The organism is Pseudomonas sp. c313 (genome assembly GCF_055407145.1).
This window is the reverse complement of the sequence record NZ_JBUZRD010000001.1, coordinates 778,230-792,283: the sequence shown is the minus strand read 5'-3', so window position 1 is coordinate 792,283 and position 14,054 is coordinate 778,230. Positions and strand designations below refer to the sequence as shown.

Below are 14,054 nucleotides of genomic sequence, written 5' to 3'. Positions count from 1 at the left end.
GATGAATGCCGAGGCAGCATACGCCGGTTCACGCCTTGCTCAAATCGCTCTGCATGTCCCCCAGCAGGATCGGCATCTGCTCGCCAAACAGGTGCGGGTAACATTTCTCCAGATGAGCGAAGAAGAATTCCTCGGGCACATCGGCAAATTGCCCGTGGTCCACCACGTACTCCATGGAGCGTTGGCCCTTACGGTTGAACGGGTGGAAAACACTGTCGTTGATACCGTCGAAATCCAGCGGCGGCACGTCGAACAATTCACACAGTTGCTGGTTGAACGCCGGCGTGGCCTTGACCCAGCGCCCCTGCAAATACAACTCGGTGTAGCCGTGCATGGCGAACACGTCGCTTCTGAGCAATTCGATCAAACGCGGCGTCGACAGGTGATTGCGCACGTCGGCCAGGCCGATGCGCGACGGTATGCCGCAATGCCTGGCGCACGCAGCAAGCAGGGTGGCCTTGGGCACGCAATAGCTTTGGCCGGCAGCCAAGGCGTAACTGCCACTCAGGGTTTGCGGATCGCGGCTGAAGGTGTAAGGGTTGTAGCGCACCGCCTCGCGTACGGCGTAATAAAGACTGACTGCCTGGTCACAGGGATCAGCACTCGAACCGCGGTGTTTTTCGGCGAACTCCACCACCGCCGGGTGGTCACTATCGATGAAGCGGCTAGGACTCAAGTACGCATTCATGGGGTTAATCTCCGAGGCAAGCCTGGAGTCTAACCACAGGTCCGGCCCTGGGATAACGACGATTCGGCCAAATGTCGGCGCCTGACACCCATGTCTTAACAACATGGCCCGGCACACCACGTAACACCCTGATCACCCATTTGTTCGGATGCCGACTAAGCTCTGAGGTGATTTCGCCCCTGGTTTCACGGAGGATTGAATATGCTGTTGTTGTGGATACTGGTTCTGGTGGTCGGCATTGCCTACCTGGCACACCGCCGCACCGCGCCCCTGCCCGCCCTGGGTGTGGTCGCCGTCTACCTGCTGGCCATGGGCGCCTTCAGCCATGCGCCGGGCGGATTGCTGCTGGTCTTCTGGGTGCTGATCGCCGTCGTGGCCGCTCCCTTGCTGCTGCCGGACCTGCGCCGCAAATACTTCACCGCGCCGCTGTTCAACTGGTTTCAGAAAGTCCTGCCGCCAATGTCCGAGACCGAGCGCGACGCCATCGACGCTGGCACTGTGTGGTGGGATGGCGAACTGTTCAGCGGTCGCCCCGACTGGGACAAACTGCTGGCCTACCCAAAGGTGCAGTTGACCGAAGAAGAGCAGGCTTTTATCGACGGCCCTACCGAAGAACTTTGCGCCATGGTCAGCGACTGGGAAATCGGCCAGGCCATGGACTTGCCGCCCGCCGCCTGGGAGCACATCAAGCAGCACGGCTTCTTTGCCCTGATCATCCCCAAGGAATTTGGCGGCAAGGGTTTCTCGGCCTACGCCCACTCCCAGATCGCCATGAAGCTGGCGACCCGCAGCGGCGACCTCGCCTCCACCGTGATGGTCCCCAACTCACTGGGCCCGGCCGAACTGCTGCTGCATTACGGCACCGATGAACAACGCAACCACTACCTGCCGCGCCTGGCCCGAGGCGATGATATTCCGTGCTTCGCCCTTACCGGCCCGCTGGCCGGCTCCGATGCCGGTGCCATGCCCGACACCGGCGTCATCTGCAAAGGTGAATGGGAAGGCCAGGAAACACTGGGCCTGCGCCTGAATTGGGAAAAGCGCTACATTACCCTCGGCCCGGTCGCCACTTTGCTGGGCCTGGCCTTCAAGGCCTACGACCCGGATCACCTGCTGGGCGATGAAGAAGACCTGGGCATCAGCCTCGCGCTGATCCCCACCGAAACTCCCGGCGTAGAGATTGGCCGCCGTCATCTGCCGCTGGGTGCGGCATTTATGAACGGCCCTAACTCCGGCAAGGATGTATTTATCCCGCTGGAATTTCTTATCGGCGGCCAGGAAATGCTCGGCAAGGGCTGGATGATGCTGATGAATTGCCTGTCGGTGGGCCGTTCGATTTCCCTGCCGGCTGTCGGCACTGGCGCAGCCAAGTTCACCAGCCTGGTGACTGGCCAATACGCCCAGGTGCGGGAACAGTTCAACGTACCACTGTCAGCCTTTGAAGGTATCCAGGAAGCCCTGGCCCGTATCGGCGGCAACGCCTGGCTGATGGACAGTGCGCGCATGCTCACCGCCAACGCGGTAGACTTGGGCGAAAAACCCTCGGTGCTGTCGGCAATCCTCAAATACCACCTGACCGAACGCGGTCGCGAGTGCATCAGCCACGCCATGGACGTACACGGTGGCAAGGGCATCATCATGGGCCCCAACAACTACTTGGGCCGTAGCTGGCAAGGCGCGCCGATCTTCATCACCGTGGAAGGCGCAAATATTCTGTCACGCAACCTGATGATCTTCGGCCAGGGAGCCATTCGTTGCCATCCGTTCGTGCTCAAGGAGATGGCCCTGGCTGGTCGCAAAGACCATGACCAGGCGCTGAAAGAGTTCGATGGCCTGCTGCTGCAACACATCGGTTTTGCCGTGAGTAACGCCGCCAGTACCCTGGTGCTGAACCTGGGCTTCGGGCATTTCGAAAAAGCGCTTGGCAACCGTTTGAGCCAAGGTTATTTCCGCGCCCTCAATCGTCAGGCAGCTGCGTTTGCCCTGCTGGCGGACCTGAGCATGATGCTGCTGGGCGGCGAACTTAAACGCCGCGAACGCCTGTCGGCGCGCCTTGGGGATGTGCTCAGTCATATGTACCTGGCATCGGCGGCGCTCAAGCGTTACCACGACCTCGACTCACCCGATCATCTGCGTCCGTTGTTCGCCTGGGCCATGGAAGAAAGCCTCGGCCATTCGGAGCGGGCACTGGATGAACTGCTGAGCAACTTCCCGAACAAGGTGCTGGGTTGCCTGCTGCGGGTGATCGTGTTCCCGTTCGGTCGTCGCCACAAGGGCCCGTCCGACGCTCTGGATGCCGAAGTCGCCGCTGTGATTGGCCGTGCCAAGGGCGATCCAACCCTGGAAGAGTTGCTGGCTGGCTGCTATCGCCCGCAATCGGCCGAGGACCCGGTGGGCGCACTGCAACATGCCTACGACCTGCTGGCCGCCAGCCATCCATTACAGAAAAAACTCCACTCAGCCCTCAAGAGCGGCCAGCTCAAGCCGGCAGCAGGGGAAAATGCCATCGACGCCGCGCTGCAAGCTGGTGTGCTGCAACCGGCAGAAGCGCAAACCCTGCGTGACGCCGAAGCGGCACGACGCAAGGTGATCGACGTGGATGACTTCAGCAAGGAAGAGCTGGCCCAAACGGAAGGAAAAGTCCGCTGAGTCCAACGGTCATATAAAAGCGGGCGCGAGAGCTATATACTCTCGCGCCCGTTTTGCTCTTGAGGACTTATCTCGTGTCCAACGTCGTTGCCGATCATCTTGCCTTGCTCGACCACCTGCGCAGCATCCTGGTTGCCGTCGGTGAAGCCGAACAGGTTCCCGAGGAAAGCCACGCGCTGTTCCTGGAGCGTTTCGACGAACTGCGCGCCCTGCTGCCCATCGACCCAATCGAAAGCCAGTACCTGGGCCAGGACATGATGAGCCAGGTCATCCTGCGCTACCCGCAAATTGCCCATCTGGTACCGCGCGACCTGCTGTGGTTCTTCGGCGGTGATTGCCTGCACTTCATGCCGGACGACGAACTGGACCTGTATCAGGCCCTGGAAGAGCGTCGCTTCGAAGCCGAGCAGAATGACGAACCGTTTGACTGGAACCAGGAAAAGCAGTTGTTGGCCATGTCCAATGACCAGCCCAAGCACTGATTAGCGATCAACTGCAGGAGCGAGCACGCTCGCTCCACAATTAACGCAACGTCGGCTCCCTCGCCGCACTCCACCAGATAAAAAACGCACAAACAAAAACGCCGCTCATTGCTGAGCGGCGTTTTTGTTAAATATGGAGCGGGAAACGAGACTCGAACTCGCGACCCCGACCTTGGCAAGGTCGTGCTCTACCAACTGAGCTATTCCCGCAATGGCGTCCCCTAGGGGACTCGAACCCCTGTTACCGCCGTGAAAGGGCGGTGTCCTAGGCCACTAGACGAAGGGGACACGCGTACAACATTCACTACTCAACTGCGCTTTGCTGTGTGCTTTACGCTGTAAGTGGCGCGCATTGTATGGATGGACTGGGGTGTCGTCAACCCCCAAGGATAAATTTATTTAAATCAATGACTTCGCGGCTCTTTACCGGCCCTCTCGGGCATTTTCGCCGCCCAAGGTTTGGCGCCTATATTCTGGCGCCCTACAAGACGTTATAGTTCGCACCAGCAAATGATGGCAATGTGCATTCATACAGGTACCACTTACTTATATAGAGGAAGGACTGACTCAGCTCGTCGATCAGTCCTATCCGCCACACGCACCAATCACTACACTTCAACACACATCCAATAAAGAGGTCACACCGGTGACACCACTCATGATCACCCTGCTGGTAATAGCCGGGATCGTAATACTGATCGCCATTGGCTACATGAACCACGTGGTGGAAAACAACAAACTGGAAAAGGCCCGGACCCAGATCGAGCTCAATGACCGTCTGCGGCGCTGTGGCGAAATCACCGAGACCTTCCCTGGCCAATTGATGACCCCGGCGCTCAAGCTGTTGCTGACCCGCCTGGAACTGAACGCCAATCAACGCCTGCTGCACCTGAGTAAATCCAGCGCCGCCCTCAAGGCACGCATTGCGGAACTGAACGCGCTGGTGGCTCAGGGCGAATCGATTCCGGTTAATAACCCACCAGGGCCGATTCAGACCGAGGCCAAGGCCAAGGACGTGCGCTTCCTGCTGGAAGCTCTGCACGGCCAAGTCACGCGCGCAGCCCAGGACGGCTTTTTGCCGACCAATGAGGCCAAGCACTGGATCAAGGAAATTCGCCACATCCTGGTGCTGCTGCACATTGAATTCTTCAACAACCTCGGCCAGCATGCCTTGCAACAGGCCCAACCGGGTCAGGCGCGTTTGGCGTTTGAGCGCGGAGTCCAGTATCTGCGCAAGCAGCCTGAGCCTGCCATCTACCGCCAACAACTGCAGTCCCTGGAAAAGCAACTGGCCCGCGCCAACTCTATGGTGCTGACCAACACCCAGCCCGCCGAAGATGAGGTCAATGAGTTGACCGAAGGCTTGAAAGTCGTGGATGCGGATGCGGACTGGAAGAAGAAGGCGATTTACGACTGACACCCCCTCCCCTGTGACCAGGGGGTATTTTGTGGCAAGGGGCTTGCCACATGCCATCACCTTGCACCTATCCCCACACTCGCGACCAGGGTAAAAAGTGCGCTTCATTGCGTTAACGAAAGAGGCCCGGTCGCCCTGCTCGGCCAGAGCTACCTATGGGACCGCCATATGTGATCGCTGCGCCCGCGCAGCGATCAAAGGCGGAAGTGCCCGACCATCCCTTTGAGTTCTGCCCCCAAGTGCGCCAGCTCAATGCTCGACGCGGCATTGCCCTGCATGCTCAATGCCGATTGATCGGCACTGGCACGAATGCTGGTGACGCTGCGATTGATCTCTTCGGCCACCGAGCTTTGCTCCTCAGCCGCCGCCGCGATCTGTTGGTTCATCTGCTGAATCAACGACACCACTGCTGCAATACTGCCCAGGGCACTTTCCGTTTCAAGGGCGTCGCTCACGGCCAGCTTGACCAGCTCACCGCTCTGCTTGATTTGCTGCACCGAAGACTGCGCCGCGCCGCGTAATGTACTTACCAGCCGCTCAATTTCTTCGGTCGATTGCTGGGTCCGCTTGGCCAACGCCCGAACCTCATCGGCCACTACTGCAAATCCGCGCCCTTGCTCGCCTGCCCGTGCAGCTTCGATGGCCGCATTGAGCGCCAGCAAATTAGTCTGTTCGGCCACGCTTTTGATCACACCCAGCACAGTGCCGATGTTCTGGATTTCTGCGCTCAAACTCTCGATGCTGGTACTGGCGGACGTCGCAGAACTGGCCAGCAGCTCGATGCGCTGCAGACTCTGGCGTACCACTCGCTGACCACTGTCAACCTTATCGTCGGCTGTCTGCGCCGCCTGGGCCGCCTCCTCGGCGTTGCGCGCGACGTCGTGCACCGTGGCAGTCATCTGGTTCATCGCCGTGGCGACTTGTTCGGTTTCTTCTTTCTGGCTGCTGACTTCGATATTGGTCTGCTCGGTCACGCTGGACAACGAATGGGCAGAACTGGCCAATTGCTCGATACCGGCCTGCAAGCCGCTGACCATGCTGCTCAAACCGTTGCCCATCTGCTGCATCGCCAGCATGAGCTGGCCGATCTCATCGCGGCGGCTCACTTCCATGCGACCGCTGAGATCCCCTGCGGCAATTTGCTGGGCGACGGCGATCACGCTGCGCAACGGCGCGACAATCAAGCGGGTGATCACCCACGCGGCAATCAGCCCCACCAGCAAGGCCAGGGCCGAAGAACCGATGATCAGCAACGCGCTTTTCTTTAATTGCCCCTGCATCGATTGGTCTTCGGCGTCGTAGGCCTGATTGACGCGTGACACGACCTGGTTGGCGCGCTCATGCAGTTGCTGGTACACCACTTTTTCCTGGGTCAGCAGGCCGGTATATTCCCCGAGTTTTTCGCTGAAGGCGGCGATATGCCCAGCCACTTCATTGAGCACCGTTTGATAACCGGGGTCCTTGACCGTGGTTTTCAGTTGCTCGGCCTGGGCCAAGGCCTGCTCGGCCTGCTCGATCTTACCTTGCCCGGCATTCTCCTCATCGCCCTTGCGGCTTTGATCCAGGCGCACATGCGCTTCGTTCATGGCTTGCAACATCAAGCGCGAGACCTGGCCGACTTGACCCGCCTGCTCGATAAAATCGGCGCCCTCCTTGCCCTGGCTTTCCTTTAGGCCATAAGCGCCATCATCGGCCAGCCCGGCCTGCAGCACATCGAGGTTATTGGAGACGCTGGAGACGGACCAACTGGCCATTTCCAGCGCCAGGTCCTTGGCCTGGGTCAGTTCGACAAACTCGTCAAACGCCTTGCGATAGGCGCCCAGAGCCTGCTCCACGTCAGTCATTACCGGCACGTTGGCGGCAGACTGCGCCTTGAGAATCTGCGCCTGGGCCAACAACGCATCGACGCTTTCATGCAAGGCGTCAACGGACTTGGGGTCGGCGTGCAGTGCGTAGTCCTGCTCGATCAAGCGCACCTTCAACAGGCCACTGTTGAGCGAGGACATGGCCTTGAGGCCTTCGAACCGCTGCCCGATGGTTTGCAGGGACCACACGCCAATGGCAGCCACCAAGGCCGTCAGCAGCAGCACCAAGGCAAACCCCAGGCCCAGTTTCCTTGCCATACCGAGGTTGGCAAAACGTCGTTGCACGGACGAAATCATTGCACTGAATCCTCTTGGAGTGGCGAATGCCATCAAGCCCACTGTCCATACAGCGAGATTCGCAACGAGAGGCCCTGATGCACAAGACGTTGGCGCCGGAATAATGGCAAAAAGCTACATGCCCGTCGCTTTCAGAATGGTGGAGGTCGATCCTGCAGGGCCCATAGCCTTGAACAGCGCCAGGGCACGTTGATCAGAAGCATAGGCCACATTGATGCGCAACCAGTCGCTGTTTTCTCCCGTTGGGCTGAACAACGGCCCTGGTGAAAGCAACACCCTTAATTTGTGGGCCCGCGCCTCCAGCATGGACCTGTCGCCTGTGCTCGGCCTGGCCCAGAGGAACATCCCACCCGCCGGCACGGCAAAGACCTCCCACTCCTCGTCCTCCAGCACCTGCAAGGTCATCGCCATTTCCGTGCTCAATCGTCGACGCAGGCGCTGTAGCCACTTGCGGTAGGTACCATTGGCCAGAAGGCTGGCCACTACCGCCTCGGAGAACCGCGAGGTGCCGATGCCGGTCAGGGTTTTGACCTTGAGCAGTTGAACAATGATCGCCGCGCTGACGATTTGCTGCACTACCGGTACAAGGGCTTGTCGATCGACCCCTAAATGGCAGTCGCACCACCGTCGACGGCGAGCGCCTGACCCGTGGTGAACGCAGCACCGTCGCTGCACAAATAGAGGACCGCACTGGCGACTTCCTCGACCGTACCGATACGCCCGACCGGATGCATGGCCGCCGCAAACTCGGCTTTTCTCGGGTCGGCTTCATAGGCGCGGCGAAACATGTCGGTGTCGATCACTGCCGGGCACACGGCATTGACGCGGATTTTCTTCTTCGCATACTCAATCGCCGCCGATTTGGTCAGCCCAATCACTGCGTGCTTGGAAGCTGCATAGATACTCATCTTCGGCGCCGCACCCAACCCGGCAACCGAGGCCGTGTTGACGATCGCCCCACCGCCCTGGGCCAAGAGCAGAGGCAACTGGTATTTCATGCACAACCACACGCCCTTGACGTTGACGCTCATGATGGCATCGAACTCGTCCAGGCTGCCGTCGGCCAGCTTGCCTTTTTCAATCTCGATACCGGCGTTATTGAAGGCGTAATCCAACCGACCATAGGTAGCCACAGCCTGCTGCATAAGCTGCTGCACGTCGGCTTCCAGGGTGACGTTGCAACGCACGAAGACCGCTTCGCCTCCGGCCTGGTGGATCAGCGCGACCGTGCCCTCGCCGCCCGCCGCGTCCAGATCGGCGACCACCACTTTCAAGCCTTCTGCAGCAAAAGCCAGGGCCGTAGCGCGGCCTATACCCGCAGCCGCACCGGTCACCAGGGCGACCTGGCCGGAAAATATCATGCTCATGATTATGTCCTTAGATGAATACCTGTTGGCCCAGTCTAGCCAGTGGCAGCAACCGCGCGTCAGCACTATCAGAAGGCCGGTTGTGTACTCATGAGTGGTAGTGATAAGCCAGCATGGATCACTATCAGCGCAGTGTATCGACGGCCATTCGCACCCTCGGCACCGCTTGCCCCTCAGGCCGAGAGGGTCTATCAATCAAGGTTCATTTATTGAGAGTCCCTGCCATGACTGCCCAGACCAACCGCCAATTTCTGCTCGCCAAACGTCCGGTCGGCGCGGCCACCCGGGAAACCTTTACTTACCAGGAAGTGCCGGTGGGTACTCCTGTGGACGGCCAGGTTCTGGTGCGCAATGAATACCTGTCCCTTGACCCAGCCATTCGCGGCTGGATGAACGAAGGTAAATCCTACATTCCACCGGTAGGCATCGGCGAAGTAATGCGGGCACTGGGCGTCGGCAAGGTCATCGCCTCGAACAATCCGAAATTCGCCGTCGGGGACTACGTCAACGGCGCCTTGGGTGTACAGGATTACTTCCTGGGAGAGCCCCGTGGTTTCTACAAGGTCGACCCAAAACTGGCACCACTGCCACGTTATCTGTCAGCGTTGGGCATGACCGGCATGACCGCCTACTTCGCCCTGCTCGACACCGGTGCCCCAAAGGCCGGGGAGACCGTGGTCATTTCCGGTGCGGCCGGTGCGGTCGGCAGCATTGCCGGGCAAATCGCCAAGATCAAAGGTTGCCGCGTGGTGGGGATTGCCGGCGGTGCAGACAAGTGCAAATTCCTGGTGGATGAACTGGGCTTCGACGCCGCCATCGACTACAAAAACGAAGACGTCCACGCCGGACTCAAACGCGAATGCCCGAAAGGTGTGGACGTGTACTTCGACAACGTCGGCGGCGACATTCTCGACGCAGTACTGAGCCGCCTGGCGCTGAAAGCACGGGTAGTGATCTGTGGCGCCATCAGCCAGTACAACAATAAAGAGGCCGTGAAAGGGCCGGCCAACTACCTGTCATTGCTGGTCAATCGGGCGCGCATGGAAGGTTTTGTGGTGATGGATCATGCGACGAACTTTGCCGCCGCCGGGCAGGAGATGGCCGGCTGGATGGCGCAGGGCAAGCTCAAGAGCAAGGAAGATATCGTCGAAGGGCTGGAGACGTTCCCTGAAACGTTGATGAAATTGTTCAACGGGGAGAACTTTGGGAAGTTGGTGTTGAAGGTCAACTGATACACCGCCCCAACCCAGTGGGCATGGTCAGTGTGGGAGCTGGCTGGTCGGATCGCTGCATCGCGGCGATAGCAGCGCCTCGGTGTTACTGAAAGACCGGGTCGCCTGCATCGCAGGCAAGCCCGGTTCACCCATTGACCAAGCCTTCCTTGAGATCGAGTGAGTCAGGCGATCTCGGCCACCACCGCCGCCAGGGCCTTGGCCGGGTCGGCCGCCTGGCTGATCGGGCGCCCGATCACCAGGTAATCGGAGCCGGCATCCAGCGCCTGGCGTGGGGTCAGGATACGGCGCTGGTCGTCCTGGGCGCTGCCCGCCGGGCGAATCCCTGGAGTGACCAATTGCAGCGATGGGTGGGCGGCTTTCAACGCCTGGGCTTCCAGTGCCGAGCAAACCAGACCGTCCAGACCCGCTTTCTGCGCCAATGCAGCCAGGCGCAGCACTTGCTCCTGTGGCTCGATATCCAGGCCGATCCCGGCCAGGTCTTCACGCTCCATGCTGGTCAGCACGGTCACGCCAATCAACAGCGGTTTGGGACCGCTGCGCTGATCCAGCACTTCACGGCAGGCGGCCATCATGCGCAGGCCGCCGGAGCAGTGCACATTGACCATCCACACGCCCATTTCGGCGGCGGCCTTGACCGCCATGGCGGTGGTGTTGGGGATGTCGTGGAATTTAAGGTCCAGGAACACCTCAAAACCTTTGTCACGCAGAGTACCGACGATTTCCGCGGCGCAACTGGTGAACAGTTCCTTGCCGACCTTGACCCGGCAAAGCTTGGGGTCCAACTGGTCAGCCAGCTTCAGTGCGGCGTCACGGGTGGGGTAATCCAGGGCGACGATGATAGGAGTCTGGCAGACGGACATTGGAATGGGCTCTCAGGCAAGTCGAAATCGGCGCGGATTGTAGCGCAAGCAGCGCCTTTGCGGGGTCCGATGATCGGTAAATCCTCAGGTTCCGCGCATTAATGGCCAATATTATCGGTCGCCGGGAATATATTTCAAAGCCGATACATTCATGACATGCCTGCAATACCCCCGCAGCTTAGCCTCCCTCGCAAGACCCGAAAGTCCAGCACTTCCAGCCATCGGGCTGGGCGCCTATGCTGAACGCAACAACCTAGCCGCCGTCTCTGGGCATGGCGGCCAACCAGGCAGATGATCGCACCATGCATACCCCTTCCGTTCTGCTGAATAACGAGCAAAAAGGCGCGATTCCCGCTGATGAAAAACGCTGGAACACCCGCGCGCTGATCGTCGACGACGATGTGCCAATCCGCGAACTGCTGATCGATTACCTGGCGCGCTTCAATATTCTCGCCAGCGGCGTGACCGACGGCACCGCCATGCGCCAGGCCATGCAAGCCGAAACCTTCGACGTGGTGGTACTCGACCTGATGCTGCCCGGCGAAGACGGCTTGTCGCTGTGCCGCTGGCTGCGGGCCGAGTCGGACATCCCGATCCTGATGCTCACCGCCCGCTGTGAACCCACCGACCGCATCATTGGCCTGGAACTGGGGGCCGACGATTACATGTCCAAGCCCTTCGAACCCCGAGAACTGGTGGCGCGCATCCAGACCATCCTGCGCCGGGTACGCGATGACCGCACTGAACAGCGGGCCAATATCCGTTTCGACAACTGGCGACTCAACAGCGTGCTGCGCCAACTGGTGGCCGATGACGGCCTGGTAGTGCCGCTGTCCAACGCCGAGTTTCGCTTGCTGTTGGTATTCATCGAACGCCCGCGCCGGGTATTGAGCCGCGAACAACTGCTGGATGCGGCCCGTGGTCGCTCCATCGAAGCCTTTGATCGCAGCATCGACCTGCTGGTCTCGCGCTTGCGGCAAAAACTGGGCGATGACCCCAAAGCCCCGCAATTGATCAAGACCGTGCGCGGCGAAGGCTACCTGTTCGACGCCCGGGATATCGGCTGATGCGCAACGCCTTCAACACCCTGTTCGGCCGGTTGTTCGGTGTGTTGCTGGTGGCCATCGTACTGGCCCATGTGCTCGCCATCTTCTGGTTTCACCACTATGACCCTCCTCCGCCGCCCCCAGAGTCAGCCGAGGCGACGCTGGAACAAGCAGACGGCACGACGCCAACCCTGCTGCGCAAGCACCCTACGCGCCCCTGGTTTGGCGGCCCGCTGGTGCCACTGACCTTTCAGTTTATCTCGCTGATCATCGCGGCCTGGTACGGCGCCAAGCTGCTCAGCCGGCCGATCCAGCGCTTGAGCGCGGCGGCCGAGCGCTTGAGCCTTGATCTGGACAGCCCGCCACTGAGCGAATCCGGCCCTCGGGAAGCCCGACAAGCGGCGTCGACGTTTAACATGATGCAAAAACGTATCCGCGAGCAGGTCAGCCAACGGGCACGCATGCTTGGCGCCGTCTCCCACGACCTGCGCACCCCGCTGTCACGGCTCAAGCTGCGCCTGGAACAGGTCGAGGACACAAAGTTGCAGGGCCAGATGCGCCAGGACCTGAACGACATGATCGGCATGCTCGATGCCACCCTCAGCTACCTGCACGAACAACGCACCGGCGAAAGCCGACAGTGGCTGGACGTCCAGGCGCTGGTGCAGTCGCTCAGCGAAAACGCCCAGGACCAGGGCTCGGACGTTCAATGCAGCGGTGAATCCGTGCCGTTGCAGGTGCAGCCGATGGCCCTGCGCTCATGCCTGAATAATCTGCTGGATAACGCGCTGCGCTATGCCGGCACTGCCCGCATCGAGCTGGCGGACAGTCCCCAGGCGCTGGTGATCAGAGTGATCGACCATGGGCCGGGAATTGTCGCCGACAAGCGCGAAGCGGTGTTTGAACCGTTTTATCGCCTGGAAGGCTCGCGCAACCGCAACTCCGGCGGCGTAGGGCTGGGGATGACCATCGCCAAGGAGGCGGTGGAGCGGCTCGGTGGAAAGCTGGGCCTGGAAGAGACGCCAGGCGGTGGGCTGACGGCGGTGATGTGGTTGCCCCGCGCCTGATCATTCAGGCTGACCAGGCTTGTCTTCTCGCCGCGCCTGAGCCTGCGTCGTACTCCAATCGGTCAACAGGCTATAAGCCACCGCCAACAAGGTCGGCCCGATAAACAAACCGATAAAGCCGAACGCAATCAACCCGCCGAACACCCCCAGCAGCACGATCACCAATGGCAGGTTGCCGCCGCGGCTGATCAAGTACGGCTTGAGCACATTGTCGACGCCGCTGATGATAAAAGTGCCCCAAACACCGAGGAATACCGCGTAGGTGTAATCGCCCTTCCAGGCCAACCAGGCCGTGGCCGGAATCCACACCAGCGGCGGGCCCATGGGGATCAGGCTGAGCAGGAAGGTGACGACCCCCAGCACCAACGCCCCAGGTACACCTGCGATCATGAAGCCGATCAGTGCCAGCACCGCCTGAGCCGCAGCGGTGCCGATCACACCGTTGACCACCCGCTGCACCGTACCCGCCACCAATTCGATGTAGTAACCGGCGCGGTCGCCAATCAGGCGCTCCAGCAAGCGATGGATGAACATCGCCAGCCGTGGCCCATCGCGGTAGAAAAAGAACACGAACACCAGGCTCAGGGTCAGCTCCAGTATCCCGCCGCCAATCTGCGCACTGCGGGCCAGCAACCAGTTGCCGACCTGCCCCAGGTACGGCTTGAGGGTCACCATCAAGGCAGCGCCCTGCTGGTCGATGCTGTCCCACAGGCCCACCAGCCGCTCGCCGACAAAGGGAAGTGAGCCCAGCCAGCTTGGCGCTTCGGGCAAGCCGTCGACCTGGATGTCCTTGATAAGCACCACGGCATCACGCACATGGTCGGCCAGGTTGAATCCCAGCCAAACCAGAGGCACAGCGACCAGCAGCATCCAGCCCAGCGTCAGGACCCCGGCAGCCAGGGATTCTCGGCCCTTCAGCCAGCGGGTCAGCAGGCGCATCAACGGCCAACTGGCAAAGGCCAGCACCGCGCCCCAGAACAGCGCCGACCAGAACGGCGCCATCACCCAGAAGCTGGCACCAAATAGCACCAGGAGCAGGATCTGCACCAGCAGGCGATCGTTGTTGAGCATGTGGTTTCTC

Annotated in this window: 11 protein-coding genes, 2 tRNA genes and 2 pseudogenes; 6 read left to right on the top strand and 9 right to left on the bottom strand. The window is 60.4% G+C overall.

Features of this window, described 5'->3' with window-relative positions; all coding sequences use genetic code 11:
• Positions 1-28: 28 nt before the first annotated feature.
• A complete protein-coding gene (locus ACZRKZ_RS03915) occupies positions 29-688 on the bottom strand; it encodes a transglutaminase domain-containing protein (protein ID WP_133099025.1) in 660 nt (219 codons plus the stop codon).
• Between the two features lie 201 nt (positions 689-889).
• On the opposite strand from ACZRKZ_RS03915, the gene ACZRKZ_RS03910 reads away from it, so the two are divergent.
• Both ACZRKZ_RS03910 and ACZRKZ_RS03905 read left to right on the top strand, forming a co-directional pair.
• A complete protein-coding gene (locus ACZRKZ_RS03910) occupies positions 890-3,337 on the top strand; it encodes an acyl-CoA dehydrogenase (protein WP_463980748.1) in 2,448 nt (815 codons plus the stop codon).
• Positions 3,338-3,411: 74 nt separating this feature from the next.
• Positions 3,412-3,819: a PA2817 family protein gene (locus ACZRKZ_RS03905; RefSeq protein ID WP_149411483.1), complete on the top strand. Its 408-nt coding sequence runs from the start codon at positions 3,412-3,414 to the stop codon at positions 3,817-3,819.
• A gap of 134 nt (positions 3,820-3,953) precedes the next feature.
• Here the strand turns inward: ACZRKZ_RS03905 and ACZRKZ_RS03900 are convergent.
• Both ACZRKZ_RS03900 and ACZRKZ_RS03895 read right to left on the bottom strand, forming a co-directional pair.
• A tRNA-Gly gene (locus ACZRKZ_RS03900) sits at positions 3,954-4,029 on the bottom strand.
• Between the two features lie 2 nt (positions 4,030-4,031).
• A tRNA-Glu gene (locus ACZRKZ_RS03895) sits at positions 4,032-4,107 on the bottom strand.
• Between the two features lie 370 nt (positions 4,108-4,477).
• On the opposite strand from ACZRKZ_RS03895, the gene ACZRKZ_RS03890 reads away from it, so the two are divergent.
• Entirely contained in the window at positions 4,478-5,236 is a 759-nt protein-coding gene (locus tag ACZRKZ_RS03890; RefSeq protein ID WP_463980747.1) for a hypothetical protein, read from the top strand.
• 194 nt (positions 5,237-5,430) lie between these two features.
• Here the strand turns inward: ACZRKZ_RS03890 and ACZRKZ_RS03885 are convergent, their stop codons facing one another.
• The 4 genes and pseudogenes from ACZRKZ_RS03885 to ACZRKZ_RS03870 all read right to left on the bottom strand — a co-directional run bounded on the left by ACZRKZ_RS03885 (position 5,431) and on the right by ACZRKZ_RS03870 (position 8,765).
• The gene (locus tag ACZRKZ_RS03885) at positions 5,431-6,273 is read right to left on the bottom strand and encodes a methyl-accepting chemotaxis protein (protein ID WP_463980880.1); all 843 of its coding nucleotides are present in this window, start codon (positions 6,271-6,273) and stop codon (positions 5,431-5,433) included.
• Positions 6,274-6,291: 18 nt separating this feature from the next.
• Positions 6,292-6,516: pseudogene (locus ACZRKZ_RS03880) on the bottom strand (HAMP domain-containing protein); the annotation flags it as partial.
• A gap of 996 nt (positions 6,517-7,512) precedes the next feature.
• Positions 7,513-7,959: pseudogene (locus tag ACZRKZ_RS03875) on the bottom strand (aminotransferase class I/II-fold pyridoxal phosphate-dependent enzyme); the annotation flags it as partial.
• 44 nt (positions 7,960-8,003) lie between these two features.
• A complete protein-coding gene (locus ACZRKZ_RS03870) occupies positions 8,004-8,765 on the bottom strand; it encodes an SDR family oxidoreductase (protein ID WP_463980746.1) in 762 nt (253 codons plus the stop codon).
• A 224-nt stretch (positions 8,766-8,989) separates the two neighbouring features.
• Between ACZRKZ_RS03870 and ACZRKZ_RS03865 the strand changes: the two genes are divergently transcribed.
• Positions 8,990-9,997 carry an NADP-dependent oxidoreductase gene (locus ACZRKZ_RS03865; protein WP_463980745.1) on the top strand — a complete coding sequence of 336 codons (1,008 nt, stop codon included), beginning with the start codon at positions 8,990-8,992 and terminating at the stop codon, positions 9,995-9,997.
• 164 nt (positions 9,998-10,161) lie between these two features.
• On the opposite strand, the gene pyrF is transcribed toward ACZRKZ_RS03865, so the two are convergent.
• The gene (gene pyrF / locus ACZRKZ_RS03860) at positions 10,162-10,860 is read right to left on the bottom strand and encodes an orotidine-5'-phosphate decarboxylase (RefSeq protein WP_149411479.1); all 699 of its coding nucleotides are present in this window, start codon (positions 10,858-10,860) and stop codon (positions 10,162-10,164) included.
• A 302-nt stretch (positions 10,861-11,162) separates the two neighbouring features.
• Here pyrF and ACZRKZ_RS03855 point away from each other — a divergent pair, with 302 nt between their 5' ends.
• Positions 11,163-11,927, top strand: a complete 765-nt coding sequence (locus ACZRKZ_RS03855) for a response regulator (RefSeq protein WP_463980744.1) — start codon at positions 11,163-11,165, stop codon at positions 11,925-11,927.
• Positions 11,927-12,973: a sensor histidine kinase gene (locus ACZRKZ_RS03850; protein ID WP_463980743.1), complete on the top strand. Its 1,047-nt coding sequence runs from the start codon at positions 11,927-11,929 to the stop codon at positions 12,971-12,973. The genes ACZRKZ_RS03855 and ACZRKZ_RS03850 overlap by 1 nt, the downstream gene beginning before the upstream one ends.
• Here ACZRKZ_RS03850 and ACZRKZ_RS03845 read toward each other — a convergent pair whose 3' ends face one another.
• Positions 12,974-14,044, bottom strand: coding sequence for an AI-2E family transporter (locus ACZRKZ_RS03845; protein WP_463980742.1), 1,071 nt, complete (start codon positions 14,042-14,044; stop codon positions 12,974-12,976).
• Positions 14,045-14,054: the final 10 nt, after the last annotated feature.

Bases quoted from the DNA above. Each gene is read 5' to 3' on its own strand.
- ACZRKZ_RS03865 (WP_463980745.1), top strand. From the start codon at position 8,990: ATGACTGCCCAGACCAACCGCCAATTTCTGCTCGCCAAACGTCCGGTC.
- ACZRKZ_RS03910 (WP_463980748.1), top strand. From the start codon at position 890: ATGCTGTTGTTGTGGATACTGGTTCTGGTGGTCGGCATTGCCTACCTG.
- ACZRKZ_RS03855 (WP_463980744.1), top strand. From the start codon at position 11,163: ATGCATACCCCTTCCGTTCTGCTGAATAACGAGCAAAAAGGCGCGATT.
- ACZRKZ_RS03915 (WP_133099025.1), bottom strand. From the start codon at position 688: ATGAATGCGTACTTGAGTCCTAGCCGCTTCATCGATAGTGACCACCCG.
- ACZRKZ_RS03870 (WP_463980746.1), bottom strand. From the start codon at position 8,765: ATGAGCATGATATTTTCCGGCCAGGTCGCCCTGGTGACCGGTGCGGCT.
- pyrF (WP_149411479.1), bottom strand. From the start codon at position 10,860: ATGTCCGTCTGCCAGACTCCTATCATCGTCGCCCTGGATTACCCCACC.
- ACZRKZ_RS03890 (WP_463980747.1), top strand. From the start codon at position 4,478: ATGATCACCCTGCTGGTAATAGCCGGGATCGTAATACTGATCGCCATT.
- ACZRKZ_RS03885 (WP_463980880.1), bottom strand. From the start codon at position 6,273: ATGGTCAGCGGCTTGCAGGCCGGTATCGAGCAATTGGCCAGTTCTGCC.
- ACZRKZ_RS03845 (WP_463980742.1), bottom strand. From the start codon at position 14,044: ATGCTCAACAACGATCGCCTGCTGGTGCAGATCCTGCTCCTGGTGCTA.
- ACZRKZ_RS03850 (WP_463980743.1), top strand. From the start codon at position 11,927: ATGCGCAACGCCTTCAACACCCTGTTCGGCCGGTTGTTCGGTGTGTTG.